Raw genomic sequence first — 20,512 nt, 5'->3', positions numbered from 1 at the left:
TGGCACGATGACGGACAGCGCAAATCCGGTGCGATGACCGTTGCCGGCTGACGATCCACCTTGCGTTCTGCTTGCCGGCGTCCCGATGAACAGCGCGACGCGCGAACGCCGATCGGCCGCCCGCGCCCAGGCCGGCCACCCGCCCCTTATATCCAATACGCCCCGTTTAACCGATAATGGCGGCTCTTTCCCACCCCTTCGCCGCCGCATCATGAAAGAGCACCTTCTCGAAGGCCAGACGCTCGACTGGCTGCTGACCTCGGCCGCCGAGGCGATGCTCATCGTGAACGGCGACGGCCGGATCGTGCTCGCGAACCCGCCGGTCGAGCGGCTGTTCGGCTACACGCCGGCCGAGCTGATCGGCCAGCCGCTCGAAATCCTGATGCCCGAGCGCATCCGCGCGGCGCACGTCGGCATGCGCGACCGCTTTTTCGCGGACCCGCATTCGCGGCCGATGGGCATCGGCATGGAACTGTACGCATGCCGCCGCAACGGCGACGAATTCCCGGTCGAGGTCAGCCTGTCGCCGCTGCGCACCGACCGCGGCCTGAGCCTCGTGATGGCGACGATCCACGACATCACGCCGCGCAAGCGCGCCGAGGAAGCGGTACTCGAAAGCGAGGCGCGGATGCGCGCCATCGTCGACACGGCCGTCGACGCGATCATCACGATCGACGAGAGGGGCACGATCGAGCGCGTGAACCCGCGCGCCGAGCAGCTGTTCGGCTACAGCGCCGCCGAGATGACCGGCCAGAACGTGTCGATGCTGATGCCGCAGCCGTACCGCGAGCAGCACGACGGTTATCTCGCGCGCTATCGCGAGACCGGCGAGAAGCGGATCATCGGCGTCGGCCGCGAAGTGGTCGGGCTGCGCAAGGACGGCTCGACGTTCCCGATGGACCTCGCGGTCGCGCAGATGCAGATCGGCGCGCGCCGCATGTTCACCGGCGTCGTGCGCGACATCACCGAGCGCCGCCGCGCGGAGGAACAGCGCCAGCGGCTGATGCAGGAGATCAGCGCGGCGAACGAGGAACTGACGAACTTCGCCTACGTCGTATCGCACGATCTGAAGGCGCCGCTGCGCGGCATCGGCTCGCTCGCGAACTGGCTGTCCACCGACTACGCGGACAAGTTCGACGACGAAGGCCGCGAGCACATGCGCCTGCTGATCAGCCGGGTGCACCGGATGAGCGCGCTGATCGACGGCATCCTGCAATACTCGCGCGTCGGCCGCATCAAGGAGGCGACCGTGAAGGTCGATCTGAACGTGCTGCTGCGCGAGGTGATCGACCTGCTCGCGCCGCCGCCGCACGTCAGCGTGACGGTCGCACATCCGCTGCCGACGCTCGTCGGCGAACGCACGCGGATCCAGCAGGTGTTCCAGAACCTGATTTCCAATGCCATAAAATACATCGACAAGCCGGCCGGCGAAGTCCGGATCGACTGCGCGCGCGACGGCAACCGCTGGACGTTCTCGGTCGCGGACAACGGCATCGGCATCGAGCCGCGCCACTTCGACCGCATTTTCCAGCTGTTCCAGACGCTCGTGCCGCGCGACCGCGTCGAAAGCACCGGCGTCGGCCTGACGCTCGTGCGCAAGATCGTCGAGATGTACGGCGGCGAAGTGTGGGTGGAATCGACGCCCGGCGCCGGCAGCACCTTTTACTTCACCTTTCCCGTTTCACACGGCATGCAATCCGGTCAGGAGGCCCACGCATGAAAGCGCCGAACCAGCCGATTCTCGTGGTCGAGGACGACGAGGTCGATGTGATGACGATCCGCCGCGCGTTGAAGGAAATTCACGTGTCGAACCCGGTCGTCCCGCAGGAAAACGGCGAACGCGCGCTGGCATGGCTGCGCGATCCGGCCAACGAGAAACCGTGCATCATCCTGCTCGACCTGAACATGCCGGTGATGAACGGCATCGAGTTCCTTCAGGAAGCGAAGAGCGACGAGCAGTTGCGCCGCTTCCCGGTGATCGTGCTGACGACGTCCGAGGAGCAGCAGGACAAGGTGAACAGCTTCAACTTCAGCGTCGCCGGCTACATGGCGAAGCCGGTGGACTACCAGCAGTTCGTCGAGGTGATGCGGTCGATCGACCTGTACTGGTCGATCAGCGAAATGCCGTGAGCGGCCGCCTCGCCCGGACGCCGCGGACGACACGATGACGAAGCCGCAGATTCGCGCATTGCTGGTGGACGACGATCTGGTCGACCGGATCGCGTGCCGCCGCGCGCTCGCCGCCGACGACACCTACGACTTCGTGCTGATCGAGGCCGAGACCGGCGGCGAAGGGCTGCGGCTCGTCGCGGAGCACAAGCCCGACTGCGTGCTGCTCGACTATCACCTGCCCGACCAGACCGGCCTCGAATTCCTCGCGGCGCTCGCCAACGACGCCGGCGAGATCGCGGTGCCAGTGATGGTGCTGACGGGCGGCGACAGCGCGGCCGTCGCCGCCGAACTGATGCGGCGCGGCGCGCGCGACTATCTCGGCAAGGACTCGGACCAGCTTTACCTGAGCCAGTTGCCGGCCGCGATCCAGCGGATGCTGCACGCGCAGCAGGTGCTCGACGCGAAGCATCAGGCGGAGGCGAAGTTCCGCACGCTTGTCGAGCAGATCCAGGCGATCACCTATGTCGCGTCGGCGGACGAGCCGGGGCGGCTGCAATACGTGAGCCCGCAGATCGCGACGCTCGGTTTCTCCGCGGACGAATGGCTCGCGGGCGACGGGCTGCACGACGCGCGCGTGCATCCGGACGACCGCGAGCGGGTGCGCGCCGCGATCGCGGCGCGAGCGGCGAGCGGCGGCCCGACCCGGGTCGAATACCGGCTCGTCGCGCGCAACGGCGACGTGCTGTGGTTCCGCGACGAGGCGCAGGCGGTGCTCGACGAAAACGGCCGGCGCCTGTTCGTGCAGGGCATCCTTGTCGACATCACGCAGAGCAAGCTGAACGAGGACGCGCTGCGGCAGTCGCGCGAGGCGCTGCGCTCGCTCGCCGCGCACCAGGAGACGATCAAGGAGAACGAGCGCAAGCGCATCGCGCAGGAGATCCACGACGAACTCGGCAGCCTGCTCACCGGGATCAAGGCGCACGTGTCGGTGTCGATCGAGCGCGCGACCCGCGCGGGCCAGCCGCCGGACGCGCTGCTGATCGACGCGGCCCGCCTCGCGGACGACGCGATCGGCGCGGTGCGCCGCGTAATCACCGACCTGCGGCCGAGCGTGCTCGACCAGCTGGGCGTGTGGGAGGCGCTCGCGTGGTACGCGAACCAGATCGAGATGCGCGCGGACCTCGTCTGCGAATGCGCGATCGACGACGACGCGAGCGCGCTCCATCTCGACCCGGACCGCAGCACGATGCTGTTCCGCATCGTCCAGGAGACGCTGACGAACGTGCTGCGGCACGCGGAGGCGTCGCACGTGTCGATCCACGCGGGCCGCGACGCGCGCGGGCTCGTCGTCGAGGTGCGCGACGACGGCAAGGGCATCGAGCTGAAGGACGATTCCAAGCGGCAGTCGTGGGGAATACTCGGGATGCGCGAGCGCGCGCGTCATTTCGGCGGCGAACTGTCGATCACCGGCCAGCCGGGCGTCGGCACGACCGTCGTGTTGCATTTGCCTCTGGAAAGAGAATCAGGTGGAAGCTGAACAAATCAAGGTGCTGCTCGTCGACGATCACACGGTCGCGCGCAACGGCGTGCGGCTGATGCTGAGCGCGGCGAGCGACATCCGCGTGGACGGCGAGGCGGGGACCGCGTTCGACGCGTTGCAGATCGCGAACGCGCAGCGTTTCGACGTCGCGCTGGTGGACATCGCGCTGCCCGGCAAGAACGGGCTCGACCTGCTGAAGTCGCTGCGCGCCGCGCATCCGGAACTCGCGGTGCTGATCCTCAGCACCTATTCGGAGGAGATCTACGCGGTGCGCGCGCTGAAGCTCGGCGCGTCCGGCTACCTGACCAAGGACAGCCCGACCGCGACGCTGATCGACGCGGTGCGCAAGGCCGCGTCCGGCGCGAAGTACGTGAGCCCGTCGCTCGCGGAGAAGTTCGCGGTGATGCTCGGCGGACGCGCCGCCGCGTCGCACGAGGCGCTGTCGAACCGCGAACTCGAAGTGCTGAAGCTGCTCGCGAAGGGCGAAAGCCTGATCGGCATCGGCGAGACGCTGCACCTCAGCCCCAAAACCGTCACCACCTATCGCACCCGCATCCTCGAAAAACTCGGCTTGAGCAGCAACGCGGAACTGGCGCGTTACGCCGTCGAGAACGGCCTGCTCGCGTAAGCCGGGCCGCCGCCCCTTCCTTTTCCCGTTCCCTTTCTCCCCTACGCCGCCGCTGTAGGTGAACCCCTACACGAATCTGTATCGGTTTGCCGATAGCGGCCGCGTCGGCGTGTCGCGGACAATCCTCTCCAACAACAGACGGTCCGGTTGGCCGACGCCGACCTCCACGGAGGCAGCGCCCGACCCGGATACCGCCACTTTCCATCTGCCGGAGATCCGCCATGCCCGATGTCGCTCGCTACCCGTCCGCTACCGCCCATCGTTCCGCGTTCGCCGGCCTGCCGGTCCACGCGCTGTCGTCCGAACCGCCTCTGCCTCTGCCGCGCTCGCGCGCCGAGGCCGTGCGCCCGGTCATCCTGCTGTCGCGCGCCGACGCGGCCGAACGCATGGAACACGCCGGCGGCACCAGCAGCGCGCGCAACGCCGCGCCGCAGATCGGCTGCGAACGCTGCAGCTCGCGCGACCTGTGCATGCCGCCGTCGCTGCGCGACACGCAGCCGGCCGGCCTCGTCGGCGTGTTCGGCAACAGCCGCAAGGTCGAGCGCGGCGAAGCGATCTACCGCGCGGGCGACGGGTTCGAGAATCTGTACGTGCTGCGCGCCGGTTCGTCGAAGACCATCGCGCTGCACCGCGACGGCCGCGAGCAGATCACCGGCTTCCAGATTTCCGGCGAGTTCATCGGCATGGAAGGGCTGACGACCGGCGTGCACACGCTCGACGCGATCGCGCTCGAAGACAGCGTCGTCTGCGCGATCCCGTTCCGCGCGCTCGAATCGATGAGCTACACGGACCGCGACCTGCAACGCCACATGAACTGGCTGATGAGCCGCGAGATCGTCCGCGAGTCCGCGCATCTGATGCTGATGGGCAGCATGAACGCGGAGGAACGCGTCGCGGCCTTCCTGCTGAACCTGTCGCAACGCTACCGCGAGCGCGGTTATTCGGCGACCGAGTTCCAGCTTCGCATGACCCGCGACGAAATCGGCTGTTATCTCGGGCTGAAGCTCGAAACCGTGAGCCGGATGCTCACGCGTCTGCAAAAGCGCGGCCTGATCCAGATCAGCGGCAAGAAGGCCCGCATCGTCGACCTCGACAACCTCGAACGTGTCTGAGCCCGCGGTTCGCGGCGCGTCCGACACTGCCGCCGCTGCTGCGGCGGCGGACGCGGCAGCCGACGCGGAGGACGCCGAAGCCGGCGACCCGGTCGTCGGCCCTTCCAAACCGCGCCTCTTCGGGATTCTCGGCCCCGGCCTGATCGCCGGCGCGTCCGACGACGACCCGAGCGGCATCGCCACCTACAGCCAGGCGGGCGCGAGCTTCGGTTACGCGCTGTCGTGGACGCTGCTGTTCAGCTACCCGCTGATGGTCGCGGTGCAGATGATCGGCGCCCGCATCGGCCGCACCACCGGCCACGGGATCGCCGGCGTGCTGCGGCAGCATTATCCGGGCTGGCTGCTGCAATGGATCGTCGTGCTGCTGCTCGCCGCGAACGTGATCAATCTCGGCGCGGACCTCGGCGCGATGGCCGACGCGGCCGCGCTCGTCGTGCCCGGCCCGAAGTGGCTGTATCTGCTGTTCTTCGTGGCGCTGTGCGTCGGCATGCAACTGCTGCTGCAATACACGCGCTACGTGTCCGTGCTCAAGTGGTTCTCGCTGTCGCTGTTCGCGTACTTCGCGGTGCTCGGCGTGGCGCACGTCGACTGGGGACGCCTGACGTTCCATCTGCTCGTGCCGCAACTGCACGTGAGCACGTCGATGCTGACCTGCATCGTCGCGGTGTTCGGCACGACGATCAGCCCGTATCTGTTCTTCTGGCAGTCCGAGCAGGAAGTCGAGGACATGCGCGCGCATCCGCGCCGGCGCAGCCTGATCGATGCGCCTTCGCAAGGGCCGGCCGCGTTGCAGCGGATCGAGATCGACACGCTCGCCGGGATGGGTCTGTCGAACCTCGTCGCGCTCGCGATCGTCGCGACCGCCGCCGCGACGCTGCATGCGAACGGCGTCACCGATATCAGCACGTCCGCGCAGGCCGCCGACGCGCTGCGGCCGATCGCCGGCGCGTTCGCGTCGGTGGTGTTCGCCGCCGGCATCGTCGGCACGGGGCTGCTGTCGGTGCCGGTGCTCGCGGGCTCGGCCGCGTATGCGATCGGCGAGGCGCGCGACTGGCCGGTCGGCTTCACGCGGCGCGTGCAGGAAGCGAAGGCGTTTTACGCGACGATCGCGATTGCGACGATCGTCGGCATGGTCATCAACTTCACGTCGATCCAGCCGATCAGCGCGCTGTTCTGGAGCGCGGTGCTGAACGGCGTCGTCGCGGTGCCGGTGATGATCGTCATCATGCGCGCCGCGTCGCGCGCGGACATCATGGGCGCGTTCGCGGTGCGCGGCTGGCTGCGGGCGGTCGGGTGGCTCGCGACCGCAGTGATGCTCGTGATTACCGTGGCGATGGTGGTCAGCTTGTTGTGAACGCCGTGGGCGGCGATGGCGGGTGGTCGGTCGCTGCGGCTGGCGTAACTGCCTGTTTTGCCGTCGCGGCCGATTCGCCATCGGCCGTGTAAGCGGCTACATGAGTCCGCGCCGCGTCGTTCGAATGCGGCCCGTCACACCGCGATTGTCTTTTTCTTCCGCAATTTTCTTCGCCGCCGTTGACCTTCGAAGTCCATCCGGTCGATCCGCTCCGTTCGCGCGGCAACCGGGCTATGCCCGGACTTTCGCCGCGCCGCATGGGCGTCGCCTCGGCTACCCCGCTCCCGATCACGACAAATCAGGACAATCGCCGCAGCCGCGGCCCGCGCGGGCTTTGCCGTTGATACATGTCAATCGCATACCCGGTCCGTCCGAGTCGAATAACCGTCAGCACGCGGCGCGCGCGGCCCGACCTTCCCGGCACACGGCTCGACGCCCGCACTCGCCGCGCGCGGAACGTCGCCGTCGCTGACCTAAAAGGTCCGCGGCGGACGATCGTCCCATCGTCCCTGTGTACAAAAACTGCCGCCGTGATGTCTGCGTGGAGAACCCCACTATGTCCGCCGCTTCCCTGTCGCACCCTGGCGCCCCCGGCGCCAACGGGCATCGCACCGGCGCCGCGCCGCCGCCGTTGCAGCCGGACCGCGACGCGACGCGCCCGTCCGCCGCCGCCACGCTGCCGCGCGTCGCGATCCTCGGTTATCACCGCTTCGGCACCGCGTCCGACGACGAAATGACGGTCCGCATCGCCACGTTCAGAACCCATGTCGCGTGGCTGCGCGATAACGGCTTCGCGGTCGTGCCATTGCGCGACGTGGTCGCGTGGCGGCACGACGGCCACGCGCCGATCCCGCCCAAGACCGTCGCGCTTACGGTGGACGACGGGCATCCGTCGGTGCGCGACCTGCTCGCGCCGGTCGTGCTGCATGAACGGCTGCCGGTTACGCTGTTCGTGCATCCGCCGGCGGTCGCCGGGATGCCGCAGATGCTCGGCTGGGACGATCTGCGCACGCTGCGGCAGACGACGCTGTTCGACGTGCAGCCGTACATGTGGTGGTATCCGGACCTCGCCGCGATGGAACGGCTGCGCGCGCCGGACACGTTTCGCGCGTTCGTGCTCGCGCAGTTCGGTGACGGACGCGAACAGATCCGCCAGCGCCTCGGCGGCGACGCCGACCTGCTCGCATGGGCGCCGGGGTTGTGCGACGAAGAACTGATCGGGTTCGCGAAGCAGTCCGGTTACGTGGCGGGTTTCACCCTCGACGCGCGCCGCGTCACGCCGGAAGCGCAAACGTTCGCGCTGCCCCGCTTTCCGATGGTCGATCGCTGCACGCCCGCGATGCTCGGCCGGCTGCTCGGAGAAACGACGGATGCGGCTTGATCGAACGCGAGGTTGAACACGATCAAACCCGCGTGCAGGTCGGGATCAAGCGGGCGATCTGCAATGCAGGGCATGCCGCGAAGTTCATGCGGGCGGGTGCCGAAACGCGCATCCGTCACGTACACATCACGCGCCGCGCAGCAGCCCGGCCCGCACGTGCCGCGCGAACTCCTGCGCGACCGGCTGGCCGACCGCCGGCAGCAGCAGCCGGATCGCGAACTGCGGCAGCGGCGGCAGGTCCGCGTCGTCGCCGAGGATGTCGAGGTCGGCCGGCACCGTCGAAGCAAGCCACGCGGTGATCGCGAGGCCGCTGCGCACGGTCGCCGTCGTCGCCTCGATGCCGCCGCTCTCGAACACGGTGCGCCAGCGGATGCCGCGTTCGTCGAGCGCCGCGAGCACGACCGGGCGGAACGCGCACGACTCCGCGACCATCGACAGCGGCAGCGGCCGCTTCCGATGCGCGCCGCCGCCGCGCGCGCCGACCCACACCAGCGGCTCCACGCGCAGGCACGCGTCGGCCGACACGCCAGCCGGCTCCTCGACCACCGCGAGATCGAGCGTGCCGCCGTGGATCGCGTCGGCCAGTTCCGGCGACGTGCCGCAGACCAGCGAAATCTCGACGTGCGGATGCGTGTCCGAGAACGCCTTGATGATCGTCGCGAAGTACGGCCCCATCAGGTCGTAAGGCACGCCGATCCGCAGCGGCCCGTGCAGCGGGCGCTCGTTCATCTCCGCGAGGATCTCGTCGTTGAGCCGCAGCAGTTGCCGCGCCTGGCCGAGAAACCGCTCGCCGACCGGCGACAGTTCGATCCGCCGCGCGTCCCGCGTGAACAGGCTGCATCCGAACGACGCCTCCAGCCGCTTGATCTGCTGGCTGACCGCGCCCTGCGTCACGTACAGCGCGTTGGCCGCGGCCGTCATGCTGCCGCTTTCGGCCACCGCGACGAATGCGCGGACCAAACCGATATCGAGATTCCTGCTCATCGGGACGAGTGCATCATGAACCGTAATGGAAGGCATCAATTTTTATCGATTTTCTAATGACGTGTCGAGCATTAAAGTGCGGGCTCTTCGAGAGGAAGACAGGCATTCGAATCCGGTCGCGCTGCTCGTGCTGTTCGTGGTCGTCGCCACCGCCACGCCCGGCGGCGCGACGACGCTCGCCGCCGCGTCCGGCGCGCGGTTCGGCTTCGTCCGCTCGATGCCGCTGATCGCGGGCGGCGCGTTCGGCCTTGCCGCGTGCGCGTCGCTGCCGTTCTGGTGCATGGCCGGCGCGGTGCTCGCGCGGCGGCTGCGCACGCCGTTGCACTGGCGCCTGTTCAATACCACGATGGCGGTGCTGCTCGCCGCGTCCATCGTCCCCATCTGGAGATAAAACGTGATATCCCCCGCATTTGCCGAATCGTTCGACGTGTTGACCGCCTTCGACGCGATCGACGAACACTGGTCCCCGAAGGTGGTCGCGCAGGTCAACGACCAGTACGTGAAGGTCGCGAAGGTGAAAGGGCAGCTCGTGTGGCACAAGCACGACCACGAAGACGAACTGTTCTACGTGATCCGCGGACATCTGCGGATGCAGTACGAGAACGGCCGCGTGGTGGAGCTGCCGGAAGGGACGATGCATGTCGTGCCGCGCAACACGCTGCACAACCCGCTCGCGGAACACGAGTGCTGGATCGTGCTGATCGAGCCGGCGACGACGCGGCACACCGGCGACGTCGAATCGCCGTACACGAAAACGATTGCGCAACAACTCGGCTGACGCAGTCGCCGGCTGCCGATGCAGGCCGCAAGCGGAAGTCCGCTTGCGGCTTTTTTGTTTCAGTCACCTGCCATGCAGGTGCCTGTCGACATCGCTACATTTCCGTTCATCGAAAAACCGCGCAGTTTCTTCGCTGCATGAGCGCGATGAATCATCCGCTCTTCCCGCCTGCCCTCCTCGCCACCCAATTACGGGATATGGAAATCCCCAAAATGCGCATCGCGACGCCGCTCGTCACGCGACGAAATGCTCCAGTGGCACCGCATTGACCAAAGTCAAATGCACACGATAGTGTGGCCCTAGACTCAACCTCATTGGCGCATCGGCCGGCTATTCTGCGACGCGCCGCACACGCGACGAACGCGTGCGCCCGTTCCGCCACCGGCGGCACATCGACCCGATACCGGCTTCACCCGCAGCCCTCGATGAGGAGATCCACGATGAACCCGTCTGACCACACCTCGACTGTCGCCCCGCGCATCCGCCGCATGGCTCGCGGCCTTCAACGTCTGCTGCCCGGCGCGGCGACCACGGCCGCGCTGATCGCCGTGCCGCAACTCGCGCATGCGACCGCGCCCGGCGAAGCGCAGATGTACAACGTGGTGGCCGCGTTCGGCCTGCTGGTCGCCGCCGCGACCGCGACGTCGATCGCAACCGCGATGAGCCGCCGCCCGCTGACCGACGAAATCGCACAGGCCGAACCGGCCGTCCGCCGGTAAACGCCCCTTTAACTTGCCGGTCAATATCCGGATACCTAACGTATTTGCAGAAACGCGGCGCGCGCGGCATGCCGGAATTCACGGTCAAACAAGCCGCAGCGCCGGCATCGACTGCGCAGCGTCACACGCCGACGCTCACAGAAAACACGCACCGTCCAGATAAGCCTTCCGCCATCGCGTGATCTGCACGCGCTCGAACAGATCGGCCTGCGTGAATGGGTCCGCCGCGATGAACGCTTCCGCGTCGCGCCGATCCTCGGTATCGAGCACGTAGAGCCCGCCGCCCAGATCCCTGCCGTCGTCGTCGAGCTTCGCGCCGCACGCGAGCAGACGCGCGCCGTGTTCGGCCAGATATTCGAGGTGCGCCGGCCGCGCGCCCGCGCGCACCGCCTGGCTGCCCGGCTTGTCCCAAGTTTCGATCACATACGGCATCGCCTGTTCTCCTGTCGATCGGAGTTGGCGCTTCAGCGCTGACTCCGATCCCATCCAAAATGGTTGCTGTCAATGTGTGGCTGCGGCGCGATAGCGTCCACCGTCGCGGCGGTAGAACGCGAGCTTGTCAGTGTCGATTTCGATTCCGAAACCCGGTCCCTGCGGCACGAGCAGATGGAAGTCGCGATACTCGGGCTGCGTCGTCGTCAGCGTGTCGCCGAACAGCAGCGGCCCGAACAACTGGCAACCCCAGTCGAGGCCGCGCACCGTCGAAAAAAGCTGGGCATAGGCCGCGGTGCCGATCCCGCTTTCCAGCATCGTGCCGCCGAACATCGAAATGCCGGCCGCCTCCGCGATCGTCGCGACCTTGCGCGTCGGCAGCATGCCGCCGTGTTTCGTCACCTTGATCGAGAAGGCGTCGGCCGCGCGGACGCGCGCGAACGCGAGCGCGCTCCCGACCGTGTCGATCGCCTCGTCCGCCATCACCGGCACCGTGAAGCGTTCGGTCAGCCGCCGCATTCCGTCGATATCGTCGCGCGGCAGCGGCTGCTCGGCCGGTCGGCGTCGAGTTTCTGGTCGAAGCGCGCAAGGCGATCGAGCAGGTCGAGCGCGCGGTGCTGGTCGCCGCGCGCGCGCAGCGCGGCGAAGCGGGCCGGCTGGAGATCAGCTACGTGAGTTCGAGCGCGTATTCCGGCGTGCTGCCGCAACTGCTCGGCGCGTTCGAGCGCGAGGCGCCGGACGTGTCGGTCGGGCTGACCGAAGCGGACCTGGAGTTCCAGATGGGTTATCTGCAGGAAGGCCGCGTCGATGCGGCGTTGATCCGGCTGCCGGTCGGCACGCTGCCGGCCGGGCTCGCGGCGACGACGCTCAGGAAGGAAGCCGTGATCGTCTGCGTGCGCGACGATCACCGGCTCGCGAAGCCGGTCGTGCAGGCGGCCGAACTGGCCGGCGAACCGTTCCTCGCGACACATCTGCGCGAAGGCTACGGCTTTTACGACACCGCGTTGCGCGTATGCCGCGCGGCGGGCTTCGAGCCGACGATCGTCAGCCGCTCGCATCAGTTCTCGACGATCGTGAGCCTTGTCGCCGCCGGACGCGGCGTCGCGCTAGTGCCGGAGCCGGTCGGCCGGCTGACGCTGCCGGGCGTCGCGTTCGCGCGGCTCGACGACTGCCCGTTCACGTCGGACATCGCGATCGCGCATCGCGCGTCGGGCAACGCGCCGGCGACCGAGCGGTTCCTCGCGCTGTGCGAACGGTTCGCGGCAGCTTGAGTTAGCGGCCTGCGCCTGGCACGCAACGGCGAGCGGATCGTAACAACGGCAACGTCAACGCGCCAAAGGCACCGAACGCACCGTTAGCGGACATCCCGCTTCGTCATCAGATCAGGCGGCATACCACACGCCCCACGCGCAGCCGATCTCCCGGCATGCGCAATGCCGGCGGCGCTCCGGCCCGCCCTTCAAAACCAACGCAACGCGAGACAAGCTCAGGCACACGCCGTGCTGTCCCCGCTCACCCGTTGTCGCGGATTCGCGCGCGAGTCATCGAGCCTGCCAGCCGTCCCGCTCCGACGGCTCCCGAAGGAACGCTTCGAGTCCGAAGAGCCAGGCGATGCAGAACGACAGCCGCGAAAACGGCGACGAAACCGGGTCGTCGGCGGCAGGTTCGCCGCCGTCGTCGTCGGGCGATTCGGAGAGGGCAACAGCGGCGATTTCGGGAGCCGATTGAACTGATTGAACCGAGGGAGCCGCGTGGGCCGGGGTAGCGTCGAGCGTCATGGTCGTCGGTCTGTCGTTGTTCTGGTGCGTCGGTATAGCAATGGCTGTACCAGCCTGCGTCGCGACGACGGCGCGGCCTTTGCGCGGCTGCCCGAACGAGCCGCGTCGGCATCGCCTACCACGCGTGCCTGTAACTATTGCACGCACGCCGGCGAAATCCGCGAGCGCCACGGCATCGCCTTTCACGAGGAAAACCACGGAGATCCCATGAATTCACCCAACGGCGCGAATCTGGTCGACGTGCTCGGCCAGCAACGGGACGCGCTCCTGACCGAATGGATGGCGCTGCATCTGCCGACCGCGCTGCGCCGCGGACTCGTGACCGAAGCCGAGATCCGCGAGCAGTTCTCCGGCTTCCTGAACGTGTTCCTCGACGGCCTGCAACGCGCGTCGACGCTCGACGCGAGCCGCCCGGAGTGGGAGCCGGCGCGCGCGTTCCTCGCGGAGCTGTCCGCGCAGCGCGCCCGCCAGGGCTTCACGCCGGCCGAGACCGCGATGTTCGTGTTCTCGCTGAAGCAGCCGCTGTACAGCCGCCTGCGCGCGGCGTTCGCCGACGACCCGGCGCGGCTCGCGCAATTGAGCTGGGACGTGGACCTGCTGCTCGACGAACTCGGGCTGCACACGACCGAGGTGTTCCAGCACAACCGCGAGGCGATCATCAAGCGCCAGCAGGAGGAACTGCTCGAACTGTCGACGCCGGTCGTGCAGTTGTGGCACGGCATCCTCGCGCTGCCGCTGATCGGCACGCTCGACTCCTCGCGCACGCAGATCGTGATGGAAAGCCTGTTGCAGAAGATCGTCGAAACCGGCGCGGGCCTCGCGATCATCGACATCACCGGCGTGCCGACCGTCGACACGCTCGTCGCGCAGCACCTGCTGAAGACCGTCGCGGCCGCGCGGCTGATGGGGGCCGACTGCATCATCAGCGGCATCCGTCCGCAGATCGCGCAGACCATCGTCCATCTCGGCGTCGACCTGACCAACGTGACGACCAAGGCGACGCTCGCGGACGCGTTCGTGGTGGCGTTGCAGCGCACCGGCTCGTCGATCGCGACGCCGGTCGCGGCGGGTTAGGACCGGCCGATGGAACGCATTCCGATCCTCCGCCTCGGCGAATTCCTGATCGTCGCGATCCAGGTGGACATGCACGACCGGCTCGCGCTCGCGCTGCAGGACGACCTGACCGCGCGGATCGCGAAGGAGTCCGCGAAAGGCGTGCTGATCGACATTTCCGCGCTCGACGTGGTGGACTCGTTCATCGGCCGGATGATCAGCAACACGGCCGCGATGGCGACGGTGCTCGACGCGCAGACGGTCGTGGTGGGCATGCAGCCGGCGGTCGCGATCACGCTGGTCGAACTGGGCCTCACGCTGAGCGGCGTGCGGACGGCGCTCGACGTCGAACGGGGCATGGCGCTGCTTCAGCAGCGCCTGCGCTAGCGTGCATGGCGCCGCGACGATGAACGGCCCCGGCTACCGCGAGCAGATCATGGCCGAACTGAGCCTGCGCTCGGACGAGGAGATCGTCCGGCTGCGCCAGGCCGTGCGCAACCACGCGATCGCGCACGGCTTCTCGCTCGTCGAGCAAACCAAGTTCGTCACGGCGGCGAGCGAACTGGCGCGCAACACGCTGCAATACGGCGGCGGCGGCGACGCGCGGCTCGACGCGCTGACGAACGGCGTGCGCCGCGGACTGCGGCTCACCTTCATCGACCGCGGCCCCGGCATCGCGAACCTCGACGACGCGCTGCGCGACGGCTACACCAGCGGCGCGGGCCTCGGCCTCGGGCTCGGCGGCGCGCGCCGGCTCTGCGACGAGTTCGCGATCCAGTCCGCCCCCGGAGCCGGCACCACCGTGACGATCACCAAATGGAAAGCGTACTGAGCCGCGCGCCCGGCGCGGGCGGCGGCCTGCACCGCCCGTTCGAGATCGCCGACGCGAGCGCGGTCGCGGTCGCGCGGCGCGGAGTGGCGGCCGCCGCCCGCAGCGCGGGCCTCGGCGAGACCGACGCGGGCCGCCTCGCGCTGGTGCTGACCGAGGCGTCGACCAACATCGTGAAACACGCGCGGCACGGCGAGGTGCTGGTGCGCGCGTTCGACGGCGGCGTCGAACTGATCGCGCTGGACGGCGGGCCGGGCATTCGCGACGTCGCGCTCGCGCTGGCCGACGGCCATTCGACGGCCGGCACTCCGGGCAACGGGCTCGGCGCGATCCGGCGGCTGTCCGACCGGTTCGCGCTGTATTCGCAGCCGGGGCTCGGCACGGTGCTGCGCGCGCTGGTGCTCGATGCGGCGCGCGCCGCCGCGCCCGGCGGCCCCCCGGCCGCGCCGGAGATCGGCGGCGTCTGCGTGCCGTATCCGGGCGAGGACGTCAGCGGCGACGCGTGGGACTACGAGCCGGACCCGCCTGGCCTCACGCTCGCCATCGCGGACGGCCTGGGCCACGGCGCGGACGCGCACGCGGCGGCGGCCGCGCTGCTCGACGTGCTGCGGCGCGGCCCGCATCGCAGCCTGACGACGCTGATGGACGACGCGCACGCGGCGCTGCATCCGACGCGAGGCGCGGCGGCCGCGCTCGCGCGCTTCGACCTCGCGCGCTCGACCGTATCGTTCTGCGGCACCGGCAACATCTCGGCGGTCGCGCTGCGCACCGGCGCACCGGCCAGCGCGGGCAGTCCGCCGAACCGCAGCGGCACGCCGCGCGACAGCTATCAACTGGTATCGCGCAACGGCATCGTCGGCCACACGATGCGCGGCACCCAGGAATTCGAACTCGCGTGGCGGACCGACTCGCTGCTCGTCCTGCATTCGGACGGCATCGGCACGCGCTGGGACCTGTCCCACTACCCCGGACTCCAGCAGCAGCCGGCCGCGATCATCGCGGCGGTGCTCTACCGGGATTTTTCGCGGCGGCGCGACGATGCGACGGTGGTCGTCGTGAAGGCGCGGCCAGGTGTGCGGTTAAGCCATGATGACGCGACTGTTGCGGCTGCGCGTTGAACGCGAGCGGGACGTGGTCGGCGCGCGCCGGCAAGCGCGCGCCCTCGCGGCCGCGCTCGGCTTCTCCGCGCTCGACCAGGCCCGCATTGCCAGCGCGGTGTCCGAGATCGCGCGCAATGCGCTCGACTACGCGGGCCGCGGCGACGTCGCGTTCGGCTTCGACGAGCGCGACGCCGCGCAGGCGCTCGTCGTCGAAATCGCGGACCGCGGCCCCGGCATCCGCGACCTCGACGCGGCGTCCGGCGGCCGGCTCCGCTCGCCGCACGGAATGGGCGTCGGCATCGCCGGCAGCCGGCGGCTGATGGACCGCTTCGAGATCCGCTCGGCGGCGGGCGATGGCACGACGGTGACGATGGCGCGCGCGCTGCCGCCGGACCGGCCGGCCGTGTCCGCGAGCCAGTTGAACCAGGTCGTCCGCGAGATGGCCGCGCTGCAGAACGACGACGCGTCGCTCGGCGAAATGCGGCAGCAGAACCGCGAACTGATCGCCGCACTCGACGAACTGCGCAACCGCCAGGAGGAACTCGCGCGGCTCACGCAGGAACTGGAGGCGACGAATCGCGGCGTCGTCGCGCTGTACGGCGAACTCGACGAGCGCGCGGAGGAACTGCGCCGGGCCGACCAGATGAAGACGCGTTTCCTGTCGAACGTGAGCCACGAACTGCGCACGCCGCTCAGTTCGATCCGCGCGCTCGCGAACCTGCTGCTGAACCGGCTCGACGGCAGCCTGACCGGCGAGCAGGATCACCAGGTCCGGCTGATCCTGTCGGCCGCCGAAGGGCTCGGCGAAGCGGTGGACGACCTGCTCGACCTCGCGAAGATCGAGGCCGGCAAGGCCGACGTGCAGCTATCGCGGTTCGAGCCGGACGCGCTGTTTGCCGCGCTGCGCACGACGCTGTCGCCGCTGCTCGCGACGCCGGACGTGTCGCTCGAATTCGAGCCGGTCGCGCACCTGCCGGCGCTGGTGAGCGACGAGCCGAAGCTCACGCAGATCCTGCGCAATTTCGTGTCGAACGCGCTGAAGTACACGGAGCGCGGCACGATCCGCGTCGGCGCGCGGCTCGAAGCAGGAAACAAAGCGAGGAACGAACGGATCACGTTCTTCGTCGCGGACACGGGCATCGGGATTGCGCAGGAAGATCATCCGATCATCTTCGAAGAGTTTGGCCAGGTGCAAAACCCTCTCCAGCAACGCGTCAAGGGCACCGGACTCGGGCTGCCGCTGTGCCGCAAGCTTGCGGCGCTGCTCGGGGGAGGTGTCGGCGTCGAAAGCGAACCCGGCCGCGGCTCGACGTTCCACGTCACGCTGCCCGTGCGGCTCGACGAGCCGGACGACGCCGACCGCGAGGCAACGGACATGCCGACGGACGACGCGCTGCGCAGAGGGCTTGCACCGTGACCGCCGCCCTGCTGATCCTGAACGTCGACGACAACGAGGGCGCGCGCTACGTGAAGACGCGCGTGCTGCGCCACGCCGGCTACGACGTGATCGAGGCCGCGACCGGCGCGGCCGCGCTGGAAGCGGTGCGTCGCGACGCGCCCGCGCTGGTGCTGCTCGACGTGCGGCTGCCGGACATCAGCGGCATCGACGTGTGCCGGCAGATCAAGGAGGACACGGCGACCAGCACGACGCTGGTGCTGCAGACATCGGCCGCGGCCGTGCAGTCGTACGACAAGATCCGCGCGCTCGACGGCGGCGCGGACAGTTACCTGGTCGAGCCGGTCAAGCCGGCCGAACTGGTCGCGAACGTGCGCGCGCTGCTGCGGCTGTACAAGGCCGAAGCGGCGTTGCGCGAGGCCGACGGCCGCAAGGACCGGTTTCTCGCGACGCTCGCGCACGAACTGCGCAACCCGCTCGCGCCGATCCGCAACGCGATCGAACTGCTCGACCCGAAGTACGGCGCGAGCGAAACCGCGTGCGCGGACGCGCGGCTGATCGCGAACCGCCAGCTTGCCCACCTGGGCCGGCTGGTGGACGACCTGCTCGACGTGTCGCGGATCTCGCACGGCAAGATCGCGCTGCGGATGACGGCGCTCGATCTGCGCACGATCGTCGACGCGGCGGTCGAGACGAGCCGGCACCTGATCGACGCGAAGCGGCAGACGCTGACGATCGTGCTGCCGGACACGCCGTGCAGCGTGCTGGGCGACGGCATCCGGCTCGCGCAGGTGACCGGCAACCTGCTGTCGAACGCGGCCCGCTACACGCCGGAACACGGCCACATCGAGCTGCGGCTCGACTGCGGCGACGACCACGTGACCATCTGCATTCGCGACGACGGCAGCGGCATCGCGCCGGACGAGCTGCCGCGCGTGTTCGACCTGTTCATGCAATCGCGCGCGGCGGCCGGGCACGCGGACGGCGGGCTCGGCATCGGCCTCGCGCTGGTGCGCGAACTCGCGGAACTGCACGGCGGTTCGGTCGATGCGCAGTCGGACGGGGTCGATTGCGGGTCGGCGTTCACCGTCACGCTGCCGGTGCTGCGCACGCTCGCGGACGACGGCGCGAGCGCCGCGCCCGACGCGCTGGCGGGCGACGGCACGCATGCGGTGCGGCGCGTGCTGATCGCGGACGACAACGCCGATGCGGCGGCGTCGCTGCTGACGCTGCTCGAACTCGCGGGCCACGAAGTGAGGATGGCGCACGACGGCGCGGCGGCGCTCGCGCTGGCGGAGTCGTTCCGGCCCGACGTCGCGATCCTCGACATCGGGCTGCCGCAGATGGACGGTTACGAAGTTGCGCGCGCGCTGCGGACGCTCCCGGCGACCGCGCATACGCTGCTGATCGCGCTGACCGGTTTCGGGCTCGACAGCGACCGCCAGGCGGCGTCCGACGCCGGGTTCGACCGGCATTTCGTCAAACCGGCGAAGTTCGACGAGATGCTGCGCGAGATCGAGGGAGCGCCCAGCGTGTAGGTTTCCGGCGCGGCCCCTGCCGCCGTCGAACGCCATCCGCGCGAACGCCGGACCACGCTCTGCCCCACGCTTGCCCCCCAGCACGACCCGCGCCGTGTTGCAAAAAGCATAGCGTCAGGTTATAAATGCAAATAATTCTTATTTGCGCCGAACCGCATCGGCGTTGCCAAGGGAAAGGGATGCTTTGATGGCCGCCGTGCCTTCAGACGTGCGACAGGACGTGCACGCGCTTTACCGGGAGCACCACGGCTGGCTGCAGTCCTGGCTGCGCAGAAAACTCGAAAACACGTTCGACGCGCCCGATCTCGCGCAGGACACGTTCGTGCGCGTGCTCACCGCGTGGGGCCGCGGCCGGCCGCCCGAACTGCGCGAGCCGCGCGCGTACCTGACGACGGTCGCGCGCCACGTGCTGCTCAATCACTACCGGCGGCTGTCGCTCGAAAAGGCGTTCCTCGCGACGCTCGCCAGCCTGCCGGAAGCCGAAACGCCGTCCGTGGAGGATCGGCTCGTGATCCTCGAAACGCTGCACGACATCGATGCGATGCTCGACCGGCTCGCGCCGAAGGTCCGCACCGCGTTCCTGCTCGCGCAGCTCGAAGGCCTCCCCTACGCCGACATCGCGCTGCGGATGCAGGTGAACGTGCGCACGGTGAAACGCTACATGGCGACCGCCTACGAAGAATGCCTGCTGCTGACACCGTGACGCCGGCCCGCGCGGCCGACGACGCGCGTCCGCTCGAACGCGCGGTCGCGCGCGAGGCGGCCGCGTGGCTCGTGCGCCTGCACGACAGCCCGACCCGCGAGGACCTCGCCGCGTGCGAACGCTGGCGCGCGGCCGATCCCGAGCACGAGCGCGCATGGCAGCGCGCGCAGCAGCTCAACGCGAAGTTCGGCGTGGTGCCGGCGCACGTCGGCCTGCCGGTGCTCGGCCGCAAGGTCCGCGCGGGCCGCCGCACGGCGACGAAGACGCTGACGCTGCTGCTCGTCGCCGGGCCGGCCGGTTATCTCGCGTATCGAACGACGCCGTGGCGCGAATGGGCCGCCGACCAGCGCACCGCGACCGGCGAGCGCCGCTCGGTCACGCTCGCGGACGGCACGCGCGTCGACCTGAACACGTCCACCGCGTTCGACGTCGTGTTCAGCCGCGACGAACGCCGGCTCGTGCTGCATGCCGGCGAAATCCTCGTCGAGACCGGGCCGGACCTGCATCGCGACGGCGGCTATCGCCCGTTCGTCGTGCAGACCGGCCAGGGGCGCGTGCGCGCGCTCGGCACGCGCTTCGTCGTGCGCAGCGACGACGGCGGCGACCGCACGCGGGTCGCGGTGCTGCAAAGCGCGGTCGAGATCACGCCGGCGTCGGCCGCGCGGCTCGCGCGCGTGGTGGTCGCCGGGCAGCAGGCGTGTTTCACCGCGACCTCGGTCGGTCCGACGCGCGCCGCCGATCCGCACGTCGCCGACTGGACGCGCGGGATGCTGTTCGCCGAACACATGCGCCTCGGCGACTTTCTCGCGGAACTCGGCCGTTATCGCCGCGGGCTGCTGCGCTGCGATCCGGCGGTCGCGGACCTCGCGATCTCCGGCGCGTTCCAGATCGACCGCGCGGACGACATCCTCGCCGCACTGCCGCAGACGCTGCCGGTGCGCGTCGTCGCGCGCACGCGCTACTGGATCACCGTGATTCCGGCGGGGGCATAAGCCGCGCAGCGGCCGCCCTTTTCGCCCGTCTCCGTAATTTTTTTCGCTTCGGCTGTCCCCTTTGCCCGGCTCGCGTGTCATGT

At 69.1% G+C, this 20,512-nt stretch carries 23 protein-coding genes; 19 read left to right on the top strand and 4 right to left on the bottom strand.

The features are described from left to right. Positions 1 to 211 precede the first annotated feature (211 nt). The 7 genes from BLV92_RS25265 (at position 212) to BLV92_RS25235 (ending at position 8,127) form a co-directional block, all read left to right on the top strand. The gene (locus BLV92_RS25265; protein ID WP_090550400.1) at positions 212 to 1,720 is read left to right on the top strand and encodes a sensor histidine kinase; all 1,509 of its coding nucleotides are present in this window, start codon (positions 212 to 214) and stop codon (positions 1,718 to 1,720) included. Further along, positions 1,717 to 2,130: a response regulator gene (locus BLV92_RS25260; protein ID WP_090550398.1), complete on the top strand. Its 414-nt coding sequence runs from the start codon at positions 1,717 to 1,719 to the stop codon at positions 2,128 to 2,130. The genes BLV92_RS25265 and BLV92_RS25260 overlap by 4 nt, the downstream gene beginning before the upstream one ends. 34 nt (positions 2,131 to 2,164) lie before the next feature. Then, entirely contained in the window at positions 2,165 to 3,649 is a 1,485-nt protein-coding gene (locus tag BLV92_RS25255) for a hybrid sensor histidine kinase/response regulator (RefSeq protein WP_090550395.1), read from the top strand. Then, entirely contained in the window at positions 3,639 to 4,280 is a 642-nt protein-coding gene (locus BLV92_RS25250; protein WP_090550393.1) for a response regulator, read from the top strand. The genes BLV92_RS25255 and BLV92_RS25250 overlap by 11 nt, the downstream gene beginning before the upstream one ends. 221 nt (positions 4,281 to 4,501) lie before the next feature. Continuing rightward, positions 4,502 to 5,392 (top strand): helix-turn-helix domain-containing protein, encoded by an 891-nt coding sequence (locus BLV92_RS25245; protein WP_090550390.1) that lies wholly within the window; start codon positions 4,502 to 4,504, stop codon positions 5,390 to 5,392. 124 nt (positions 5,393 to 5,516) lie between these two features. Next, positions 5,517 to 6,746: an NRAMP family divalent metal transporter gene (locus tag BLV92_RS25240; RefSeq protein ID WP_243844077.1), complete on the top strand. Its 1,230-nt coding sequence runs from the start codon at positions 5,517 to 5,519 to the stop codon at positions 6,744 to 6,746. A gap of 556 nt (positions 6,747 to 7,302) precedes the next feature. After that, on the top strand, positions 7,303 to 8,127 hold the full coding sequence (locus BLV92_RS25235) for a polysaccharide deacetylase family protein (protein WP_090550385.1): 825 nt from the start codon (positions 7,303 to 7,305) through the stop codon (positions 8,125 to 8,127). Positions 8,128 to 8,253: 126 nt separating this feature from the next. Here BLV92_RS25235 and BLV92_RS25230 read toward each other — a convergent pair whose 3' ends face one another. After that, a complete protein-coding gene (locus BLV92_RS25230) occupies positions 8,254 to 9,111 on the bottom strand; it encodes a LysR family transcriptional regulator (protein ID WP_090550382.1) in 858 nt (285 codons plus the stop codon). Positions 9,112 to 9,187: 76 nt separating this feature from the next. Between BLV92_RS25230 and BLV92_RS25225 the strand changes: the two genes are divergently transcribed. From BLV92_RS25225 to BLV92_RS25215, 3 genes are all read left to right on the top strand, one after another. Further along, positions 9,188 to 9,502: a hypothetical protein gene (locus tag BLV92_RS25225; RefSeq protein ID WP_244283917.1), complete on the top strand. Its 315-nt coding sequence runs from the start codon at positions 9,188 to 9,190 to the stop codon at positions 9,500 to 9,502. Between the two features lie 3 nt (positions 9,503 to 9,505). After that, positions 9,506 to 9,889 (top strand): cupin domain-containing protein, encoded by a 384-nt coding sequence (locus BLV92_RS25220; protein ID WP_090550380.1) that lies wholly within the window; start codon positions 9,506 to 9,508, stop codon positions 9,887 to 9,889. A gap of 440 nt (positions 9,890 to 10,329) precedes the next feature. Then, positions 10,330 to 10,608, top strand: coding sequence for a hypothetical protein (locus BLV92_RS25215; RefSeq protein WP_134170601.1), 279 nt, complete (start codon positions 10,330 to 10,332; stop codon positions 10,606 to 10,608). A 135-nt stretch (positions 10,609 to 10,743) separates the two neighbouring features. Here BLV92_RS25215 and BLV92_RS25210 read toward each other — a convergent pair whose 3' ends face one another. Together BLV92_RS25210 and BLV92_RS25205 are read right to left on the bottom strand one after the other, a co-directional pair. Beyond that, positions 10,744 to 11,040, bottom strand: coding sequence for a YciI family protein (locus BLV92_RS25210; protein ID WP_090550375.1), 297 nt, complete (start codon positions 11,038 to 11,040; stop codon positions 10,744 to 10,746). Between the two features lie 69 nt (positions 11,041 to 11,109). Then, positions 11,110 to 11,583, bottom strand: coding sequence for an enolase C-terminal domain-like protein (locus BLV92_RS25205; RefSeq protein ID WP_256216300.1), 474 nt, complete (start codon positions 11,581 to 11,583; stop codon positions 11,110 to 11,112). A gap of 71 nt (positions 11,584 to 11,654) precedes the next feature. On the opposite strand from BLV92_RS25205, the gene BLV92_RS25200 reads away from it, so the two are divergent. Continuing rightward, positions 11,655 to 12,311, top strand: coding sequence for a LysR family substrate-binding domain-containing protein (locus BLV92_RS25200; protein WP_167627142.1), 657 nt, complete (start codon positions 11,655 to 11,657; stop codon positions 12,309 to 12,311). A 270-nt stretch (positions 12,312 to 12,581) separates the two neighbouring features. On the opposite strand, the gene BLV92_RS31795 is transcribed toward BLV92_RS25200, so the two are convergent. Then, entirely contained in the window at positions 12,582 to 13,016 is a 435-nt protein-coding gene (locus BLV92_RS31795) for a hypothetical protein (RefSeq protein WP_143040728.1), read from the bottom strand. A 9-nt stretch (positions 13,017 to 13,025) separates the two neighbouring features. Between BLV92_RS31795 and BLV92_RS25195 the strand changes: the two genes are divergently transcribed. From BLV92_RS25195 to BLV92_RS25160, 8 genes are all read left to right on the top strand, one after another. Next, the gene (locus BLV92_RS25195) at positions 13,026 to 13,892 is read left to right on the top strand and encodes an STAS domain-containing protein (protein WP_090550366.1); all 867 of its coding nucleotides are present in this window, start codon (positions 13,026 to 13,028) and stop codon (positions 13,890 to 13,892) included. A gap of 9 nt (positions 13,893 to 13,901) precedes the next feature. Further along, a complete protein-coding gene (locus BLV92_RS25190; RefSeq protein WP_090550365.1) occupies positions 13,902 to 14,258 on the top strand; it encodes an STAS domain-containing protein in 357 nt (118 codons plus the stop codon). Positions 14,259 to 14,277: 19 nt separating this feature from the next. Further along, positions 14,278 to 14,703, top strand: coding sequence for an anti-sigma regulatory factor (locus tag BLV92_RS25185; protein WP_090551440.1), 426 nt, complete (start codon positions 14,278 to 14,280; stop codon positions 14,701 to 14,703). After that, a complete protein-coding gene (locus BLV92_RS25180) occupies positions 14,688 to 15,818 on the top strand; it encodes an ATP-binding protein (RefSeq protein WP_090550362.1) in 1,131 nt (376 codons plus the stop codon). Before BLV92_RS25185 ends, BLV92_RS25180 begins: the two co-directional genes overlap by 16 nt. Continuing rightward, positions 15,787 to 17,217 carry an ATP-binding protein gene (locus BLV92_RS25175; RefSeq protein ID WP_090550360.1) on the top strand — a complete coding sequence of 477 codons (1,431 nt, stop codon included), beginning with the start codon at positions 15,787 to 15,789 and terminating at the stop codon, positions 17,215 to 17,217. The genes BLV92_RS25180 and BLV92_RS25175 overlap by 32 nt, the downstream gene beginning before the upstream one ends. After that, positions 17,214 to 18,734 carry an ATP-binding response regulator gene (locus tag BLV92_RS25170; RefSeq protein ID WP_090550357.1) on the top strand — a complete coding sequence of 507 codons (1,521 nt, stop codon included), beginning with the start codon at positions 17,214 to 17,216 and terminating at the stop codon, positions 18,732 to 18,734. Before BLV92_RS25175 ends, BLV92_RS25170 begins: the two co-directional genes overlap by 4 nt. Positions 18,735 to 18,921: 187 nt before the next feature. Beyond that, positions 18,922 to 19,437, top strand: coding sequence for a sigma-70 family RNA polymerase sigma factor (locus BLV92_RS25165; RefSeq protein WP_090550356.1), 516 nt, complete (start codon positions 18,922 to 18,924; stop codon positions 19,435 to 19,437). Further along, entirely contained in the window at positions 19,416 to 20,429 is a 1,014-nt protein-coding gene (locus BLV92_RS25160; protein WP_090550353.1) for a FecR domain-containing protein, read from the top strand. Before BLV92_RS25165 ends, BLV92_RS25160 begins: the two co-directional genes overlap by 22 nt. Positions 20,430 to 20,512: the final 83 nt, after the last annotated feature.

This window comes from Paraburkholderia caballeronis (assembly GCF_900104845.1).
GTDB classification, from domain to species: Bacteria; Pseudomonadota; Gammaproteobacteria; order Burkholderiales; family Burkholderiaceae; genus Paraburkholderia; species Paraburkholderia caballeronis.
The sequence above is the reverse complement of the archived record's forward strand: the minus strand, read 5'-3'. Positions and strand labels throughout refer to the sequence as shown.